Source organism: Paenarthrobacter sp. NPDC057981, from assembly GCF_042886835.1.
Classification (GTDB): Bacteria; Actinomycetota; Actinomycetes; order Actinomycetales; family Micrococcaceae; genus Arthrobacter.
Window position 1 is genome coordinate 98199 of sequence record NZ_JBHVQI010000015.1, and the last position, 13921, is coordinate 112119.

Sequence of the window (13921 nt, forward strand, 5' to 3'; positions counted from 1 at the left end):
ACTACTTGGTCTGTTCCTGGATCTTGGCCCAGTTGCGCTCGACGTCATCCAGGCCGCCGACGTTGAAGAACGCCTGCTCTGCGATGTGGTCCAGCTCGCCGTCGCAGATAGCGGTGAAGCCTTCGACGGTGTCCTTGATGGACACGGTGGAGCCTTCGACGCCGGTGAACTGCTTTGCGGTGTAGGTGTTCTGGGAGAGGAACTGCTGGATACGACGTGCACGCGACACGACGATCTTGTCTTCTTCAGAGAGTTCATCGACACCGAGGATGGCGATGATGTCCTGGAGTTCCTTGTTCTTCTGCAGGATCTGCTTAACACGAACAGCCGTGTTGTAGTGATCCTTGCCGATGTACTGGGGGTCCAGGATACGGGAAGTCGACGTCAGCGGGTCAACGGCCGGGTACAGACCACGGGAGGCGATTTCACGGGAAAGTTCCGTGGTCGCGTCGAGGTGTGCGAAGGTCGTGGCCGGAGCCGGGTCGGTGTAGTCATCAGCAGGCACGTAGATGGCCTGCATCGACGTGATGGAGTGACCCTTGGTGGAGGTGATGCGCTCCTGGAGCAGACCCATCTCGTCAGCAAGGTTGGGCTGGTAGCCCACGGCGGACGGCATGCGGCCGAGCAGCGTGGAAACTTCCGAACCTGCCTGCGTGAAGCGGAAGATGTTGTCGATGAAGAGCAGCACGTCCTGGTTCTGGACATCGCGGAAGTACTCCGCCATGGTCAGGGCCGACAGGGCCACGCGCAGACGCGTTCCCGGCGGCTCGTCCATCTGGCCGAAGACAAGGGCGGTGTCCTTCAGAACGCCGGCCTCTTCCATTTCAACCCAGAGGTCGTTGCCTTCACGGGTACGCTCGCCAACGCCGGCGAATACCGAAGTACCACCGAAGTTACGGGCAACACGGGTGATCATTTCCTGGATCAGAACGGTCTTGCCAACGCCGGCGCCGCCGAACAGGCCGATCTTTCCACCCTTGATGTAGGGGGTGAGAAGGTCGATGACCTTGATGCCGGTCTCGAGCATCTCCGTGGAGCCCTCGAGGGAAGCAAAGTTCGGAGCCTTGCGGTGGATCGGCCAGTAGGCGTCAGCCTTGATCTCGGACTCTTCGACGTCGAGCGGCTTGCCGAGGACGTTGAAGATGTGGCCCTTGACGCCGTCGCCGACGGGCACGGAGATCGGAGCGCCGGTGTCCTGCACGGTGGTACCACGGACAAGTCCGTCAGTTGCCTGCAGGGAGATGGCGCGGACGAGGTTGTCACCCAGGTGCTGGGAGGTCTCGAACGTGATGGTCTTGGTCTGGCCGTTGAGGGTGATCTCAGTGGTCAGGGCGTTGTAAATCGAGGGGATTGCGTCAGCCGGGAATTCGACGTCGACAACCGGACCAATAACACGGGCAATGCGGCCGGTGGCACCGGCCGTTGCTACGTGTTCGGTAGCAGTGGCAGTCATCTCTCTCACTTCACTCAGTAGATGGCGTGGGGTTAAGTTTATCTGTTGTTCAGGTGCGGCTTTGAACCGAATCGGTGCAGGCTAGGACGCGAGTGCGTCGGCGCCGGCCACGATTTCGGAAAGCTCCTGCGTGATCTCGGCCTGGCGGGCCGTGTTGCGAAGGCGCGTGTACTTCTTGATCAGTTCCGTAGCGTTGTCACCGGCCGACTTCATGGCACGCTGGCGGGCTGCGAGCTCGGAAGCAGCAGCCTGCAGCATCGCCGCGAAGATGCGGGACTCGATGTAACGCGGAAGCAGGGCGTCGAGAACCTGCTCCGTTTCCGGTTCGAATTCGTACAACGGCAGCAGCTCGGTTTCCGAGGCAGCTTCCTCTTCGACGACCTCAAGCGGGAGCAAACGGATTACCGTGGGCTCCTGCGTCACCATGGACTTGAAGCGGGTGTAAACGACGTGGATTTCGTCCACGCCACCCTCTTCATAGTCGGTGGAGAAGTCTTCGAGAAGAGCAGCTCCGACTTCCTGCGCGGTTTCGAATTCCGGTGCGTCCGTGCCGCCGGTCCATACGCGGGCGTAGGACCGGTTCCGGAAATCGAAGTACGCCTGCGCCTTGCGGCCAACAAGGTACGCCTTGACTTCCTTGCCTTCTGCGTGAAGAAGCTCGGTGAGACCTTCAGCCTGCTTGAGCACACTGGCCGAGTAGGATCCTGCAAGGCCGCGGTCCGAGGTGATGATCAGGACTGCGGCGCGACGGATCTGCTCCGGCTCGGTGGTCAGCGGGTGGTCGATTTCGCTCTGAGTTGCGACAGCAGAAACGGCGCGGGTAATCGCGTTTGCGTAGGGCAGTGAAGCTGCTACGCGGGCGCGGGCCTTACCAATGCGCGAGGTAGCGATCAGTTCCATCGCCTTGAAGATCTTGCGCATCGACGTCGTCGAGCTGATCTTCTGACGGTAGACCCGAATCTGGGCTCCCATACTTATCCTTTCCTAAGTTCCCGATGTGCTGCCCTGCCGGGGCCCTTGCGGACCCCGGCAGGGCAGGTTGTCGGAACTAGCGCTTCTGCTTGACGATCTTTTCCTGGTCGACGTCGCCGCCGGAGATCGCTGCGTGCTCTTCGTGGCCGGCGCCAACCAGGCGGTTGTCACCTTCGCCGAAGAAGCCCTTCTTGAAGGAGACGATTGCTTCCTTCAAGGCTGCAACGGTGTCGTCATCCAGGACGTTGGTCTGTGCCAGCGTGGTCAGGATGGAGGACTTGTGCGTGAGGTGCTCCAGGAACTCGGACTCGAAACGGCTGATGTCCTCAACCGGAACGTCGTCCAGGTAACCGTTGGTACCGGCCCAGATGGAAACGACCTGGTTCTCGACGGGGAACGGCGAGTACTGGCCCTGCTTCAGCAGTTCCATCAGGCGTGCGCCACGGGTCAGCTGCTGACGGGAAGCAGCATCGAGGTCGGAGGCGAACATGGCGAAGGCCTGCATGTCGCGGTACTGGGCCAGGTCCAGCTTCAAGGTACCGGAGACCTTCTTCATGGACTTGACCTGTGCAGCGCCACCAACGCGGGAGACGGACACACCAACGTCAACAGCAGGACGCTGGTTGGCGTTGAAGAGGTCCGACTGGAGGAAGATCTGGCCATCGGTAATGGAGATCACGTTGGTCGGGATGTAGGCGGAAACGTCGTTTGCCTTGGTCTCGACGATCGGCAGACCGGTCATCGAGCCTGCACCGAGCTCGTCGGAGAGCTTGGCACAACGCTCCAGCAGACGGGAGTGCAAGTAGAAGACGTCGCCCGGGTATGCTTCACGTCCCGGCGGACGGCGCAGCAACAGGGACACGGCACGGTAGGCTTCAGCCTGCTTGGACAGGTCATCGAAGATCACCAGAACGTGCTTGCCGCCGTACATCCAGTGCTGGCCAATGGCCGAACCGGCGTACGGTGCCAGGTACTTGAAGCCGGCGGGGTCAGAAGCCGGAGACGCCACGATGGTGGTGTACTCCAGTGCGCCGTGGTCCTCAAGGGTCTGGCGGACGGCTGCGATGGTGGAAGCCTTCTGGCCGACACCAACGTAGACGCAACGAACCTGCTTGGTGACATCTCCCGAAGCCCAGTTGGCCTTCTGGTTGATGATGGTGTCGACGGCGATTGCGGTCTTACCGGTCTGACGGTCACCAATGATCAGCTGACGCTGGCCACGGCCGATCGGGATCATGGCGTCGATAGCCTTGAGGCCGGTCTGCATCGGTTCGTGGACCGACTTGCGTTCGGTAACGCCCGGAGCCTGGAGTTCCAGTGCACGGGTGGTTTCGGCCTTGATCTCGCCAAGGTCGTCGATGGGCTGGCCCAAGGGGTCAACAACGCGACCCAGGAAGGCGTCGCCCACCGGAACGGACAGGATCTCACCAGTACGGTGAACTTCCTGGCCTTCTTCAATACCGGTGAAGTCACCGAGGATAATGACACCGATCTCGCGGACGTCAAGGTTCTGGGCCAGGCCCAGCGTGCCATCTTCGAAGCGAAGCAGCTCGTTCGCCATGACCGAGGGAAGACCCTCAACACGGGCGATGCCGTCACTTGCGGTGGTCACACGACCAACCTCTACGCGCTCTGCGTTACCGGGTTCGTAGGACGCCGCGAACTCGTTCAACGCATTACGGACGTCGTCGGCGTTGATGGTCAATTCGGCCATCTGCAGTCCCTGCTCTCCTGTTTCGTGATCATCGTTGCTCACGATGACCGGGTTTTATATCAGTTAAGTTGTGCTATGTCTTCGCTAGCCGGCAAGCTGGCGGCGGAGCTCGGTCAGGCGGGCGATGACCGAAGCATCGAGTACTTCGTCGCCTATCTGAACGCGGATACCACCGATAAGTGCCGGATCAACGTTGACGTTGACCTTCAGCTCGCGACCGTACAGGGCATCAAGCCCGGCCTGCAGACGGCTGGCCTGCGTTTCCGTCAACGGACGGGTAACGCTGACAGTTGCAATCCAGCGCTGCTGACGCTTGGCTGCAAGCTTGGCGAAAGATTCGACGAGCTTGCTCGGCTTGACACCGCGCGGCTGCGTCACTGCCTGGCTGATGAGAATCTTGGCTTCCTCGCTGATGCCAGGAACCAGTTTCTCGGCCAGTGCGATCTTCGCCGCAGGGGAAGCCTGCGGCTCAGACAAAGCACGTTGTACTTCGTGGCTGGAGGCGACGGCCTGGTTGAAGGCAAACAGATCGTTTTCCAGCTCTTCCAGCCCCGTGATACCGGAGGCAGAAACGGCCGACTTGTTTTCAGCTACGGCAATGACCACCGTGGCGGCAAGGGTCTCGAGTGCATCGCCGATATCGCGTGCCGACGCCCAGCGTGAACTGGCCAATCCGCCCGCGATTTCAGCTGCATCAGCGGAGACTTTCCCGCCAACCAGCTGCTTGACCAGCGCCGACTTCTCGTCTCCGGTACGGGACGGGTCAGTCAGGGCGCGGCGCAAGCCAGCCGAGCTGTCCACCGTTCCCAGGATTCCGAAGAGGTCCTTAGCCAACTGCAGCGAGGCCAGGGGAAGCTTGGCTTCCAACTGCGCCAGTGCTGTGGTCAGCGATTCGCTCGATATACCTGCCATTACTTAGCTGCACCTGCGCTCTGGGTCTCCAGATCGGCCAGGAAGCGGTCAACAACGCGGGCAGCGCGCTCGTCGTCGGTGAGTGCTTCGCCAACGATGCGGCCAGCCAGCGTGGTGGCCAGGGTACCGACCTCGGAACGAAGCGAGACAACAGCTGCCTGGCGCTCCGATTCGATGGCGGCGTGTGCCTGCTCGGTGATGCGTGCAGACTCGGCTGCAGCCTTTGCCTTCAGGTCCGCGAGGATCTGGGCGCCTTCGGCGCGTGCTTCTTCACGGATGCGGTTGGCTTCGGCACGGGCATCGGTGAGCTGCTGCTTGTACTCTTCAAGAGCCGCAGAAGCTTCTGCCTGAGCCGCTTCGGCCTTTGCAATGCCACCTTCGATTGCTTCGGCACGCTCTGCGAAGGTCTTCTCGAACATCGGGACAACAAACTTGACCACGATGTACATGAGGACCGCAAAGCCGACGAGGACAACGCCCATTTCCCAAATATTGGGAACAAGCGGGTTCGCGGCCGCTTCGCCTTCAGTGGCGGCTGAGATGATCAGCTGATTCATATTTCACCCGTCCTATCTACTCGTGCTTGGATTCGCTTGGTTCTTAGGACTAGGAAAGAACGAAAGCGAAGACCAGGCCGAGGATGGCAAGAGCTTCAGTCAGTGCCAGACCAAGGAACGCGATCGGCTGCAGCACACGCTGAGCTTCCGGCTGACGTGCAACACCGTTGATGTAAGCGGCGAACACGAGACCCACACCGATACCACCGCCGATGGCCGAAAGACCGTAGCCGATGAGGTTGAGGGAGCCGTTGATGGTGCCTTCCATTTTTTCTTCCTTTCAAGATGCCGCCCGTGCGGCAGGTTGTTTGGGTTGCTTCATCCCCGCGAGGGGAAGTGTTGGGAGCCTTAGTGGCTGTCGGCGTGCAGGGCGCCTTCGATGTAGATCGCGGTCAGCAGGGTGAACACGTAGGCCTGCAGGGCCATGATCAGCGCTTCAAGCATGTACATGGCGATGGCACCGACGAGGACCAGGACCGACGCACCCTTGAGGAGCACGTTTTCCTGCATGACCAGGAACTCGATGCCGGAACCGGCGAGCATCACGATCAAGTGGCCGGCCAGCATGGTCGCGAACAGACGGAGGCTGTGCGTGACAGGGCGGACCAGGAAGTTGGAGATGATTTCGATCGGAACAACGATCGGAAGGATGTACCACGGCACGCCGGACGGAACCGTCGCGAGCTTGAAGTACTTGAGACCGTTCTTCTTCAGGCCGATCGCGATCCAGGTGACGTACACGATGCCTGCCATCACGTAGGCGCCGCCTACGTGGGAGAAGCTCGGAAGCTGGATCAACGGAATGGCGCCGTAGATGTTGTTCACAAGGATGAAGAAGAACAGGCTGAACAACAGCGGGACGTACTTGATGAAGTCCTTGCCGCCGATGATGTCCTTGGCGATGCTGTTGCGGACGAAGCCGTAAGCCATCTCACCGGCGAACTGCAGCTTGCCGGGAACCAGCTGCTGCTTGCGTGCAGCGAGGATGAAGAATGTAGCGATAATGACGACCGAAAGGATCACCAGCAGCATCTGCTTGGAGAATCCGTCGTGCGCACCCCAAGGCAGGATTGCCGGCAGGTGCATTTCGTCGATTCCGGGTGGGGTGAAGGACCCCGAATCCTGGGCGGGGAGCGCAAGCGCGATCAACGCGTTTCCTCTCTGCTGTGTCCATCATTGGGCATTGGTTGAAATCCGGAAGCGGTGAACGCATCCACATTCCATGTGAAATTATTTGGCATTACTGTCCCCGTCCGTGGACGGACCGCTGTCTGCGTTGCTCTCGCCAGAAGAGGAGCTTTGCCTGGTGAGGCCGTGCATATGGGAAAGATAGAACCCTCCTGCGGCTCCCAGCAGAGCGCCAAGGAGCACAATCCAGCGGGTCCCCCACAGATTATCCAGACCCCAGCCTATCAAACTCCAGACAATGATCCCGCCAATGATGTAGCTGAAGACAGCGATACCGGCGTTGTAGCCGCCGTCGTTTCCGGCTTCAGCGGAGTCATTGAGGTTGGCGGGCTGCTGGCCACCGAGGGACGGGCGCGAATAACGCTTACGCGGGGACATCCGGACCACCCTTCGGTTCGGAAGGATCGTTGTAGATCTGGAGGCGTGCCTTGCTGAAACCGTAGATTTCCGCGGCTTGCCAGAAGACCACCGTGACGACTGCCCCGATGAGGAACCACCGGGCGTGCAGCCACTCCGGCGCTCCGAGCACAAACAGCACTACAGCGAAGCCGACAACCTTGATGAAGTACGTGGCCACAAAAAGGCCTACGGCACCGGAGGGGTTGTTCCGGCCGACAAAGTGACCGATCAGGAGGCTGATTCCAAAGAAGAGCATGACCAGCGCTGCACCGAACGCGGCCGAGAGCGCGCCTTGCCCGCCATTCATGAAGGCTGCAATCACGCAAGTGACCGCCGTTGCAGCAGTTGCCGCCGCAGCGCTGAGGCCAAGCAGCCTTAGCCACAGCGAGGACCGGCCACCCACAGATCCAACAACACGTTTGCCGGACGGGCGTCCGGAATCGGCGTTGGATGTCATGGGGATACCAATCCTCGTGGCACAGGTGCCATATTCTCAAAGTGGGGTTACGGGCGAGTGACTGTCCGCAGTAAGAATTCTACATGAGATAGAACTGGGACGATAACCGGCCGTCATCTATTGCTCCCCCGGCCCGGCTGTTTTCCGGGTGAAGTACGGCCACGCCGTCACCGCGGCCATGACCAGCGCGGCGGCAATGACCACGATCAGCACCACCTGCCAGGGGAAGACGGCAAAAGCCACGCCGCCGAAGGCCAGGATCGACGTCCAGACATACAACATCACGACGGCGGTGCGGTGCGAGTACCCGAGGTCCACCAGCTTGTGGTGGAGGTGCCCACGGTCAGCAGACCACGGGGACTGGCCCCGCGCGGTCCTCCGGACAACTGCCATGCCCAGATCCAGCAGGGGAAGGGAAAGCACCGCGAAGGGCAGCAGGATCGGAACGATCGTGGGGATGCCGTTGGCACGGTCGTACAGTCCTGAACCGATTTGTCCCGTGGCCACCACACCTGCAGAGGCCATGAGCAATCCGATGAGCATTGCTCCGGAATCACCCATGAAGATTTTGGCTGGGAACCAGTTATGGGGCAGGAAGCCGATGCAACTGCCCACGAGGATAGCCATCAAGAGTGTCGCGAGGTCCGAGTTATCCGTGGACGGGTTGTTTCGGTGGACCCAGTAGGCGGTCAGGAAGAACGCTCCCCCACCGATAATGGCCACTCCAGCAGCCAGACCGTCCAATCCGTCAATGAAGTTCACGGCATTCATGGTGGTCACGATCAAACCCGCCGTCAGCACGATCTGGACTACCTCGGAGCTGAGGACGATGGGCTCCGGAATGAAGGGCACCACGGACATCCGCACGCCCCAAATCGCCACGATGAAGGCCGCTGCCCCCTGCCCCAGGAGTTTGATCCACCACCGGATATCCAGGATGTCGTCGGCAACCCCCACCGCGACAATGACAACGGCGCCGGCCAGGATCCCCCAAGGGGCATCGTTGTGCCTGAAGATGTCCTTCACGAAGAACGAGTTGGAAGCCACTACCAGCGCAGCGAAAAAGCCTACGAAGATGCCCAGGCCCCCAAGCTTGGAGATCAAGGCGGAATGCATGTCACGGCTTCGGATGGGTTGGTACAAGCGGAGCTTGTTTCCGAGCACGCGGGCTCCCCAGGTTCCCCCGTAAGCCACTACGGCAGCCGTAAGAGCCATCAGCAGATACATGATCATGAGGCGACTCCCTGGACCGGCCGCTGGGCCGACGCGGACACCACAACCGGTGCACGCCGCCCGGGCGCTGCAATGAGGGGCACCTCAGGGCAGCTCAGGGTGTGGAATTCTGTCAGTGGATAAATGGAACTACTCCGTCGCCATGCCTGCACCGGCTGTGCCGAATAATGCGGGATTTTTCGTGGACTCTAGTCACGATACTAATGCCAATGGCCGTGACCACCCTGTGACACAGCCGCAGGGCCGCAGCTTGTTTTCGCTGGGCCCGGGCTGTCCGGCTGTTACCGGACAGGCTCCTTTACGTCCCGCAGGGCGTAGATTCCGTCCAGTACTTGCGCATTGGAACGCGGTGCCTTCAGGCTGTGGCGCAGGCCCTTGAGAAGCCCCGTCAACAGCACCTTGCGGTTGGAGGAGGCAGCAATCGTCCGAGTCCAGTTACGCAGGGAAGCTCCCGTGAACAGGATCTTCTCCCAGGGCGCCAGAGCGTTCGAGCGGGTGTAGACCCAGAGCTTGTTCCGAACCTCGTAATAGAACCGCGGGCCCGGATCCGCTCCGGCGTCGCCAAAGACTTTCGTATGGTGGTTGGCTACGGAAGCCTCGGTGGTCAGGGCTGTGCCGTTACGGGAAATCCTGGCTGTGTACTCCAAATCGTCATTCCAGATGAAGTAGTCCGCGATGGGAAGGCCGTGCTGCTTGATCTCTTCGGCGCGGATCAGCACCGAGACGAAGGAGGCACTGCGGATCTGGGTTGCGCCGATCCGGGCAGCAGTGCTGCGTGCGGCCTCGCTTGCGCCCAGCCGCGGGCGCATCCTGTTCATCGGGTGGTCGCGGCCATCGGTCCACACAACACGACTCGCAATGAACGCCGGTGCTTCCCCCGTTTCCCGCCGGTAGGCCTCGGAAACCACCAAGGCTTCACCAAGGGCGGCCGGCTGTGGCTCTGTGTCGTCGTCCATGATCCACACATGGTCCGCGTGGTGGTCCAACATGGCACGCTCCATGCCAACGACGAATCCGCCAGCACCGCCCACGTTGGTGTTCAGACGAACGACGTCGGTGGTCACCGGAGCTTGGTATTGCTCCAGGAACGCCGCGGTGTCGTCGGTGGAGGCGTTGTCCACGACGACGATCGCGTCCGGTACGCAGGTGCCTGCGGTGATGCCCTCCAAAGTGGTCTGGAGGAGTTCACGCCGGTTGAAGGTCACTACGACAGCGACCACGACAGCTTTCGATGACATTTAGTTGCCTTTGGTCTTGGATGGTTGGAAACGGCGCCGCAGCAGCAGGCCGGCCAGCTTCCACGGTTCAACGAAAACCCTGTAGGCGACCCTGCCCGGGTGCAGTACCAGGCGCCAGGCCCATTCAAGCCCCAAGCGGCCCAACCACCGCGGAGCCAGCTTTTGGATACCGGCCACCTGTTCTATCGCTCCCCCGACGGCGCAGTAAACAGCGGGAGGAAGTTGCTCGAGCCTTCGGTGCAGGACCGTTTCCTGAAGGGGCATGCCCAGGCCCAACAGGACCAGTTGGGGACCGAACGTGGCCAGCCAGTCCACCACCGCGCTTTCCAAGGCTCCATCCCATCCTTCGCCGGGGATACCGTCCACTGTCGCTCCTGGAACGATGGATCGAAGGCGGGCAATTGCCTTGGTATTGGCCTCGCGTCCGGCCCCGATGACGGCAATTCGTTGCAGCCCGGGAATCTTGCCAAGCTCCGGGATCCAATCCATGGAACCGAGCCTGTAGGCCATGGTCCCTTGGCCGGCCGGCTGCAGTTGCCGTTGATGGGCGAGTCCCCACAACATCGCCACCGGAGCACCGTCCAGCAGGACGATGGAGCTGTTCTCGTAGACGGAACGCACGTCGGGACGCGAATGCACCAAGGTAACACTGTGGAGGTTGTGCCCCACCACAGTGCTGGTGGTTCCGGCCTCAATGAGGCCGGTCATCGCGTCCAGAAGCTCCTGGACGCGCATTGGAGTGGCGTCCACGTCAAGTACGGGGACGCGTTGGCGTGCAGGAATCATTCGGGCTGGTTTTCGCTTGCGGGCAGGGTTTCGCCCGCGGGCTGGTTTTCGCCGTCGCTCCCGGGCTTGGCCGTTTCGGAACCGGCGACCGGTTCGGCCGCAGTCACTGTTTCGCCAATGCCGAGGATGGACGGCACGATTTCGCGGAGGCGTTCCAGCTCAATGGCCCCCTGCCGCACCACGCGGAAGGGAGTGGACGTGGCATCAACAATCGTGGACGGAAGTGCTGCGGTCCCCTTGACCGGGCGGAAGCCGCCCTCCAGGTACACCTCAACCGAGTCGGCCAGTTGCAGGCGTGCTTCCGACGCCGTCTGAGCTGCTTCCTGCCCGGTACGGTTGGCTGACGAAACAGCCAACGGACCTGTCATACCCAGGAGGTCCAAGGCAAGGTGGTCATCAGGCATGCGCAGGGCCACGGTCCCCTTGGTGTCGCCAAGATCCCAATCAAGTGACGGCTGTGCATGAAGAATCAACGTCAGACCGCCAGGCCAGAACGCCTGCGCCAAGGCCCGCGCATCAGCAGGCACATCAGTTGCCAGCCCGTCCAAGGCGTTGATCCGTGGAATCAACACAGGAGGGGGCATCTGACGGCTGCGTCCCTTGGAAGCCAGCAACATGGTCACCGCCAGTGGCGAAAAGGCATCGGCAGCAATGCCGTAGACGGTGTCTGTGGGCATCACGATGCACTTCTTTTCACTGATGGCGCGCTGGGCATGCTGAAGCCCTTCAGTGCGCTGGTCCTCGGAAGTGCAGTTGTAGGTTGTCGTCACAGCGCTATTCTTTCACTCATCAGGCGCGACACTGGCCAGTATCGCGCTGGTTGCACGTTCTTTGCCGTTCAGATCAAAGTGCGTGGTGATGTCTTTCCAACGTCCCATGCGTTGCAACATGCCGGCGATCCATTCTGCCTGGACTTCGGCGTGTTCCATCACGAAGTAGCCACCCGGTTTCAAGAGCCGGGCCGCAGAGGCAGCTGCCGCCGTCGGGAGTTCCATGCCGTCCGCTCCCCCGCCATACAAGGCCTCCGGGGGATCGTGCAGGGCTACTTCGGGCTCGGAAGGAATCGCCTCGGCGGGAATGTACGGCGGATTTGAGACGACGACGTCGAAGGTTCCGTTGTGCTCGGGCAGGGCATCCCGGAGATCGCCCTGGACAAGCGACACGCCCAGGGGTTCAAGGTTCCGCCCGGCCCAGGCGTGGGCAAAGGCGCTGTATTCCACGGCATGGACCTCAGCTCCGGGCACCTCGCGGGCGATGGAGCCTGCAATGGCGCCGGAGCCTGTACCGAGGTCCACCACTTTGGGTTCATGCATTCCGGCCACCTTGTCGATGACCAGCTGGACCACCGACTCCGTCTCCGGACGCGGAATGAAAACGCCAGGGCCCACGCGCAGTTCAAGATGCCGGAAATAGGCGACGCCGGTGATGTGCTGTAAGGGAACGCGCTTTGCCCTTTCCAGCACCAGTTCTTCGTATCCGTCGGGAGCGGGAGCATCACCGAGCAGCATTGCGCGCAAGCGGCCCAACCCGACGCCCAGCAAATGGTCGGCCAGGAGTTCCGCGTCCACACGCGCGCTCGGGACACCAGCCTCAGACAACACGGCAGTCGCCTCGCGGACAGCGTCCGCGAGGCTTTGGCCTGGGTAAAACGTCATGGATTGCCTTGCTTGCTGAAGGTAAAAAGGCCTTGCCGGGCGGCTATTCGCCAATAGCATCCAGCCGTGCTTGCTCGTCCATCTCGATGGCCGACTGGATGACCGGCTCAAGATCACCGTTCATCACGGCGTCCAGGTTGTAGGCCTTGTACCCGGTGCGGTGATCCGCAATGCGGTTCTCCGGGAAGTTGTACGTACGGATGCGCTCCGAACGGTCCATGGTACGGATCTGCGACTTGCGCTGCTCAGAGTTGGCGGCATCAATCTGTTCCTGCTGGTGCGCCAGAAGGCGGGCACGGAGAACGCGCATGCCGGCTTCACGGTTCTGCAGCTGTGACTTCTCGTTCTGCATGGCCACCACGATGCCCGTGGGCAAGTGGGTGATGCGGACAGCGGAGTCAGTGGTGTTCACGGACTGCCCGCCGGGACCGGATGAGCGGTAGACGTCAATCTTGAGGTCGTTCTGGTTGATTTCCAGTTCTTCCGGCTCATCGACTTCGGGAAGCACCAGGACGCCAGCGGCCGAGGTGTGGATCCGGCCCTGTGACTCGGTCACGGGAACACGCTGCACGCGGTGTACGCCTCCTTCAAACTTCAACCGCGCAAAAACACCCTGCGCGGGGTCATTCGAGTTGCCCTTGATGGCAACGGACACGTCCTTGTAGCCGCCAAGGTCCGACTCCGTGGCTGAGATCATCTCGGTCTTCCAGCCGCGCGATTCCGCGTAGCGCATGTACATGCGCAGAAGGTCACCGGCGAACAAGGCAGCTTCGTCGCCACCCTCGCCACCCTTCACTTCAAGGATGACGTTGCGGGCATCATCGGGATCGCGCGGGATCAGCAAACGGCGCAAGCGCTCCTGGGCGGCAGGGATCTGTTCCTCGAGCTGCTCCACTTCCGCGGCAAACTCGGGATCCTCGTCAGCCATCTCCTTGGCCGCTTCGAGGTCATCGTTGAGCCCACGCCACTTGTTGTACGCCTCCACGATGCCCTGAAGTTCGGCAGAGCGCCGCCCCAACTTCCTGGCAGCAGACTGGTCGGCATAAACAGCAGGATCACTCAACTGCGCCTGAATAGCAGCATGCTCATCAAGCAATCCCTGTACGGACTCAAACATTTTCAAACCTCTTTCGACTTGTACAAGTCTAATAACTGCGTCGTGTGGCCATGTACGGCCCATTTGCGGGCCCGGATGGGCCTTGTGACCTCACGTGGTGTCGGGTCAAGGATTCCGTTAAACAAGGACCGCTCAAAATATGCCGGCCAGGGCGAAGAAGGGGACGAATGCGATGCCTCGCTCGCCACAGATTCGCAGGACGTCATCCGTGTCCGCGCTGGGCGTATCGAGGCCGTAGCG

15 protein-coding genes are annotated in these 13921 nt (G+C 61.1%); all 15 read right to left on the minus strand.

The window, feature by feature from the left end:
- Position 1: 1 nt before the first annotated feature.
- Positions 2-1453: a F0F1 ATP synthase subunit beta gene (atpD, locus tag ACFVSI_RS14610; RefSeq protein ID WP_144659871.1), complete on the minus strand. Its 1452-nt coding sequence runs from the start codon at positions 1451-1453 to the stop codon at positions 2-4.
- A gap of 81 nt (positions 1454-1534) precedes the next feature.
- Positions 1535-2425 carry a F0F1 ATP synthase subunit gamma gene (locus ACFVSI_RS14615; RefSeq protein ID WP_262275353.1) on the minus strand — a complete coding sequence of 297 codons (891 nt, stop codon included), beginning with the start codon at positions 2423-2425 and terminating at the stop codon, positions 1535-1537.
- Positions 2426-2501: 76 nt separating this feature from the next.
- Positions 2502-4139 (minus strand): F0F1 ATP synthase subunit alpha, encoded by a 1638-nt coding sequence (gene atpA, locus ACFVSI_RS14620; protein WP_144660016.1) that lies wholly within the window; start codon positions 4137-4139, stop codon positions 2502-2504.
- A gap of 84 nt (positions 4140-4223) precedes the next feature.
- Positions 4224-5051, minus strand: coding sequence for a F0F1 ATP synthase subunit delta (locus ACFVSI_RS14625; protein WP_387824894.1), 828 nt, complete (start codon positions 5049-5051; stop codon positions 4224-4226).
- Positions 5051-5608: a F0F1 ATP synthase subunit B gene (locus ACFVSI_RS14630; protein WP_262275355.1), complete on the minus strand. Its 558-nt coding sequence runs from the start codon at positions 5606-5608 to the stop codon at positions 5051-5053. Before ACFVSI_RS14630 ends, ACFVSI_RS14625 begins: the two co-directional genes overlap by 1 nt.
- Before the next feature lie 49 nt (positions 5609-5657).
- Positions 5658-5876: an ATP synthase F0 subunit C gene (gene atpE, locus ACFVSI_RS14635; RefSeq protein ID WP_011775261.1), complete on the minus strand. Its 219-nt coding sequence runs from the start codon at positions 5874-5876 to the stop codon at positions 5658-5660.
- Positions 5877-5956: 80 nt separating this feature from the next.
- Positions 5957-6757: a F0F1 ATP synthase subunit A gene (atpB, locus tag ACFVSI_RS14640; protein ID WP_144659867.1), complete on the minus strand. Its 801-nt coding sequence runs from the start codon at positions 6755-6757 to the stop codon at positions 5957-5959.
- 81 nt (positions 6758-6838) lie between these two features.
- Positions 6839-7174, minus strand: coding sequence for a hypothetical protein (locus ACFVSI_RS14645; RefSeq protein WP_387824899.1), 336 nt, complete (start codon positions 7172-7174; stop codon positions 6839-6841).
- The gene (locus ACFVSI_RS14650) at positions 7161-7652 is read right to left on the minus strand and encodes a hypothetical protein (protein WP_387824902.1); all 492 of its coding nucleotides are present in this window, start codon (positions 7650-7652) and stop codon (positions 7161-7163) included. Before ACFVSI_RS14650 ends, ACFVSI_RS14645 begins: the two co-directional genes overlap by 14 nt.
- 117 nt (positions 7653-7769) lie before the next feature.
- Complete coding sequence (locus ACFVSI_RS14655; protein WP_387824905.1) at positions 7770-8885, minus strand: MraY family glycosyltransferase; 1116 nt, start codon at positions 8883-8885, stop codon at positions 7770-7772.
- A 281-nt stretch (positions 8886-9166) separates the two neighbouring features.
- Positions 9167-10123, minus strand: a complete 957-nt coding sequence (locus tag ACFVSI_RS14660) for a glycosyltransferase (protein ID WP_387824908.1) — start codon at positions 10121-10123, stop codon at positions 9167-9169.
- Positions 10124-10909 (minus strand): WecB/TagA/CpsF family glycosyltransferase, encoded by a 786-nt coding sequence (locus tag ACFVSI_RS14665; RefSeq protein WP_387824911.1) that lies wholly within the window; start codon positions 10907-10909, stop codon positions 10124-10126.
- Entirely contained in the window at positions 10906-11679 is a 774-nt protein-coding gene (locus ACFVSI_RS14670) for an L-threonylcarbamoyladenylate synthase (RefSeq protein ID WP_387824914.1), read from the minus strand. The genes ACFVSI_RS14665 and ACFVSI_RS14670 overlap by 4 nt, the downstream gene beginning before the upstream one ends.
- 12 nt (positions 11680-11691) lie before the next feature.
- Positions 11692-12564 (minus strand): peptide chain release factor N(5)-glutamine methyltransferase, encoded by an 873-nt coding sequence (gene prmC, locus ACFVSI_RS14675; RefSeq protein ID WP_387824917.1) that lies wholly within the window; start codon positions 12562-12564, stop codon positions 11692-11694.
- Positions 12565-12607: 43 nt separating this feature from the next.
- Entirely contained in the window at positions 12608-13681 is a 1074-nt protein-coding gene (gene prfA, locus ACFVSI_RS14680) for a peptide chain release factor 1 (RefSeq protein ID WP_144659859.1), read from the minus strand.
- Positions 13682-13921 lie beyond the last annotated feature (240 nt).

Coding starts and splice junctions, on each gene's coding strand:
- atpE (WP_011775261.1), bottom strand. CDS start 5,876: ATGGAAGGCACCATCAACGGCTCCCTCAACCTCATCGGCTACGGTCTT.
- prmC (WP_387824917.1), bottom strand. CDS start 12,564: ATGACGTTTTACCCAGGCCAAAGCCTCGCGGACGCTGTCCGCGAGGCG.
- ACFVSI_RS14625 (WP_387824894.1), bottom strand. CDS start 5,051: ATGGCAGGTATATCGAGCGAATCGCTGACCACAGCACTGGCGCAGTTG.
- ACFVSI_RS14615 (WP_262275353.1), bottom strand. CDS start 2,425: ATGGGAGCCCAGATTCGGGTCTACCGTCAGAAGATCAGCTCGACGACG.
- atpD (WP_144659871.1), bottom strand. CDS start 1,453: ATGACTGCCACTGCTACCGAACACGTAGCAACGGCCGGTGCCACCGGC.
- ACFVSI_RS14660 (WP_387824908.1), bottom strand. CDS start 10,123: ATGTCATCGAAAGCTGTCGTGGTCGCTGTCGTAGTGACCTTCAACCGG.
- ACFVSI_RS14665 (WP_387824911.1), bottom strand. CDS start 10,909: ATGATTCCTGCACGCCAACGCGTCCCCGTACTTGACGTGGACGCCACT.
- prfA (WP_144659859.1), bottom strand. CDS start 13,681: ATGTTTGAGTCCGTACAGGGATTGCTTGATGAGCATGCTGCTATTCAG.
- atpA (WP_144660016.1), bottom strand. CDS start 4,139: ATGGCCGAATTGACCATCAACGCCGACGACGTCCGTAATGCGTTGAAC.
- ACFVSI_RS14650 (WP_387824902.1), bottom strand. CDS start 7,652: ATGACATCCAACGCCGATTCCGGACGCCCGTCCGGCAAACGTGTTGTT.
- ACFVSI_RS14630 (WP_262275355.1), bottom strand. CDS start 5,608: ATGAATCAGCTGATCATCTCAGCCGCCACTGAAGGCGAAGCGGCCGCG.
- ACFVSI_RS14655 (WP_387824905.1), bottom strand. CDS start 8,885: ATGATCATGTATCTGCTGATGGCTCTTACGGCTGCCGTAGTGGCTTAC.
- ACFVSI_RS14645 (WP_387824899.1), bottom strand. CDS start 7,174: ATGTCCCCGCGTAAGCGTTATTCGCGCCCGTCCCTCGGTGGCCAGCAG.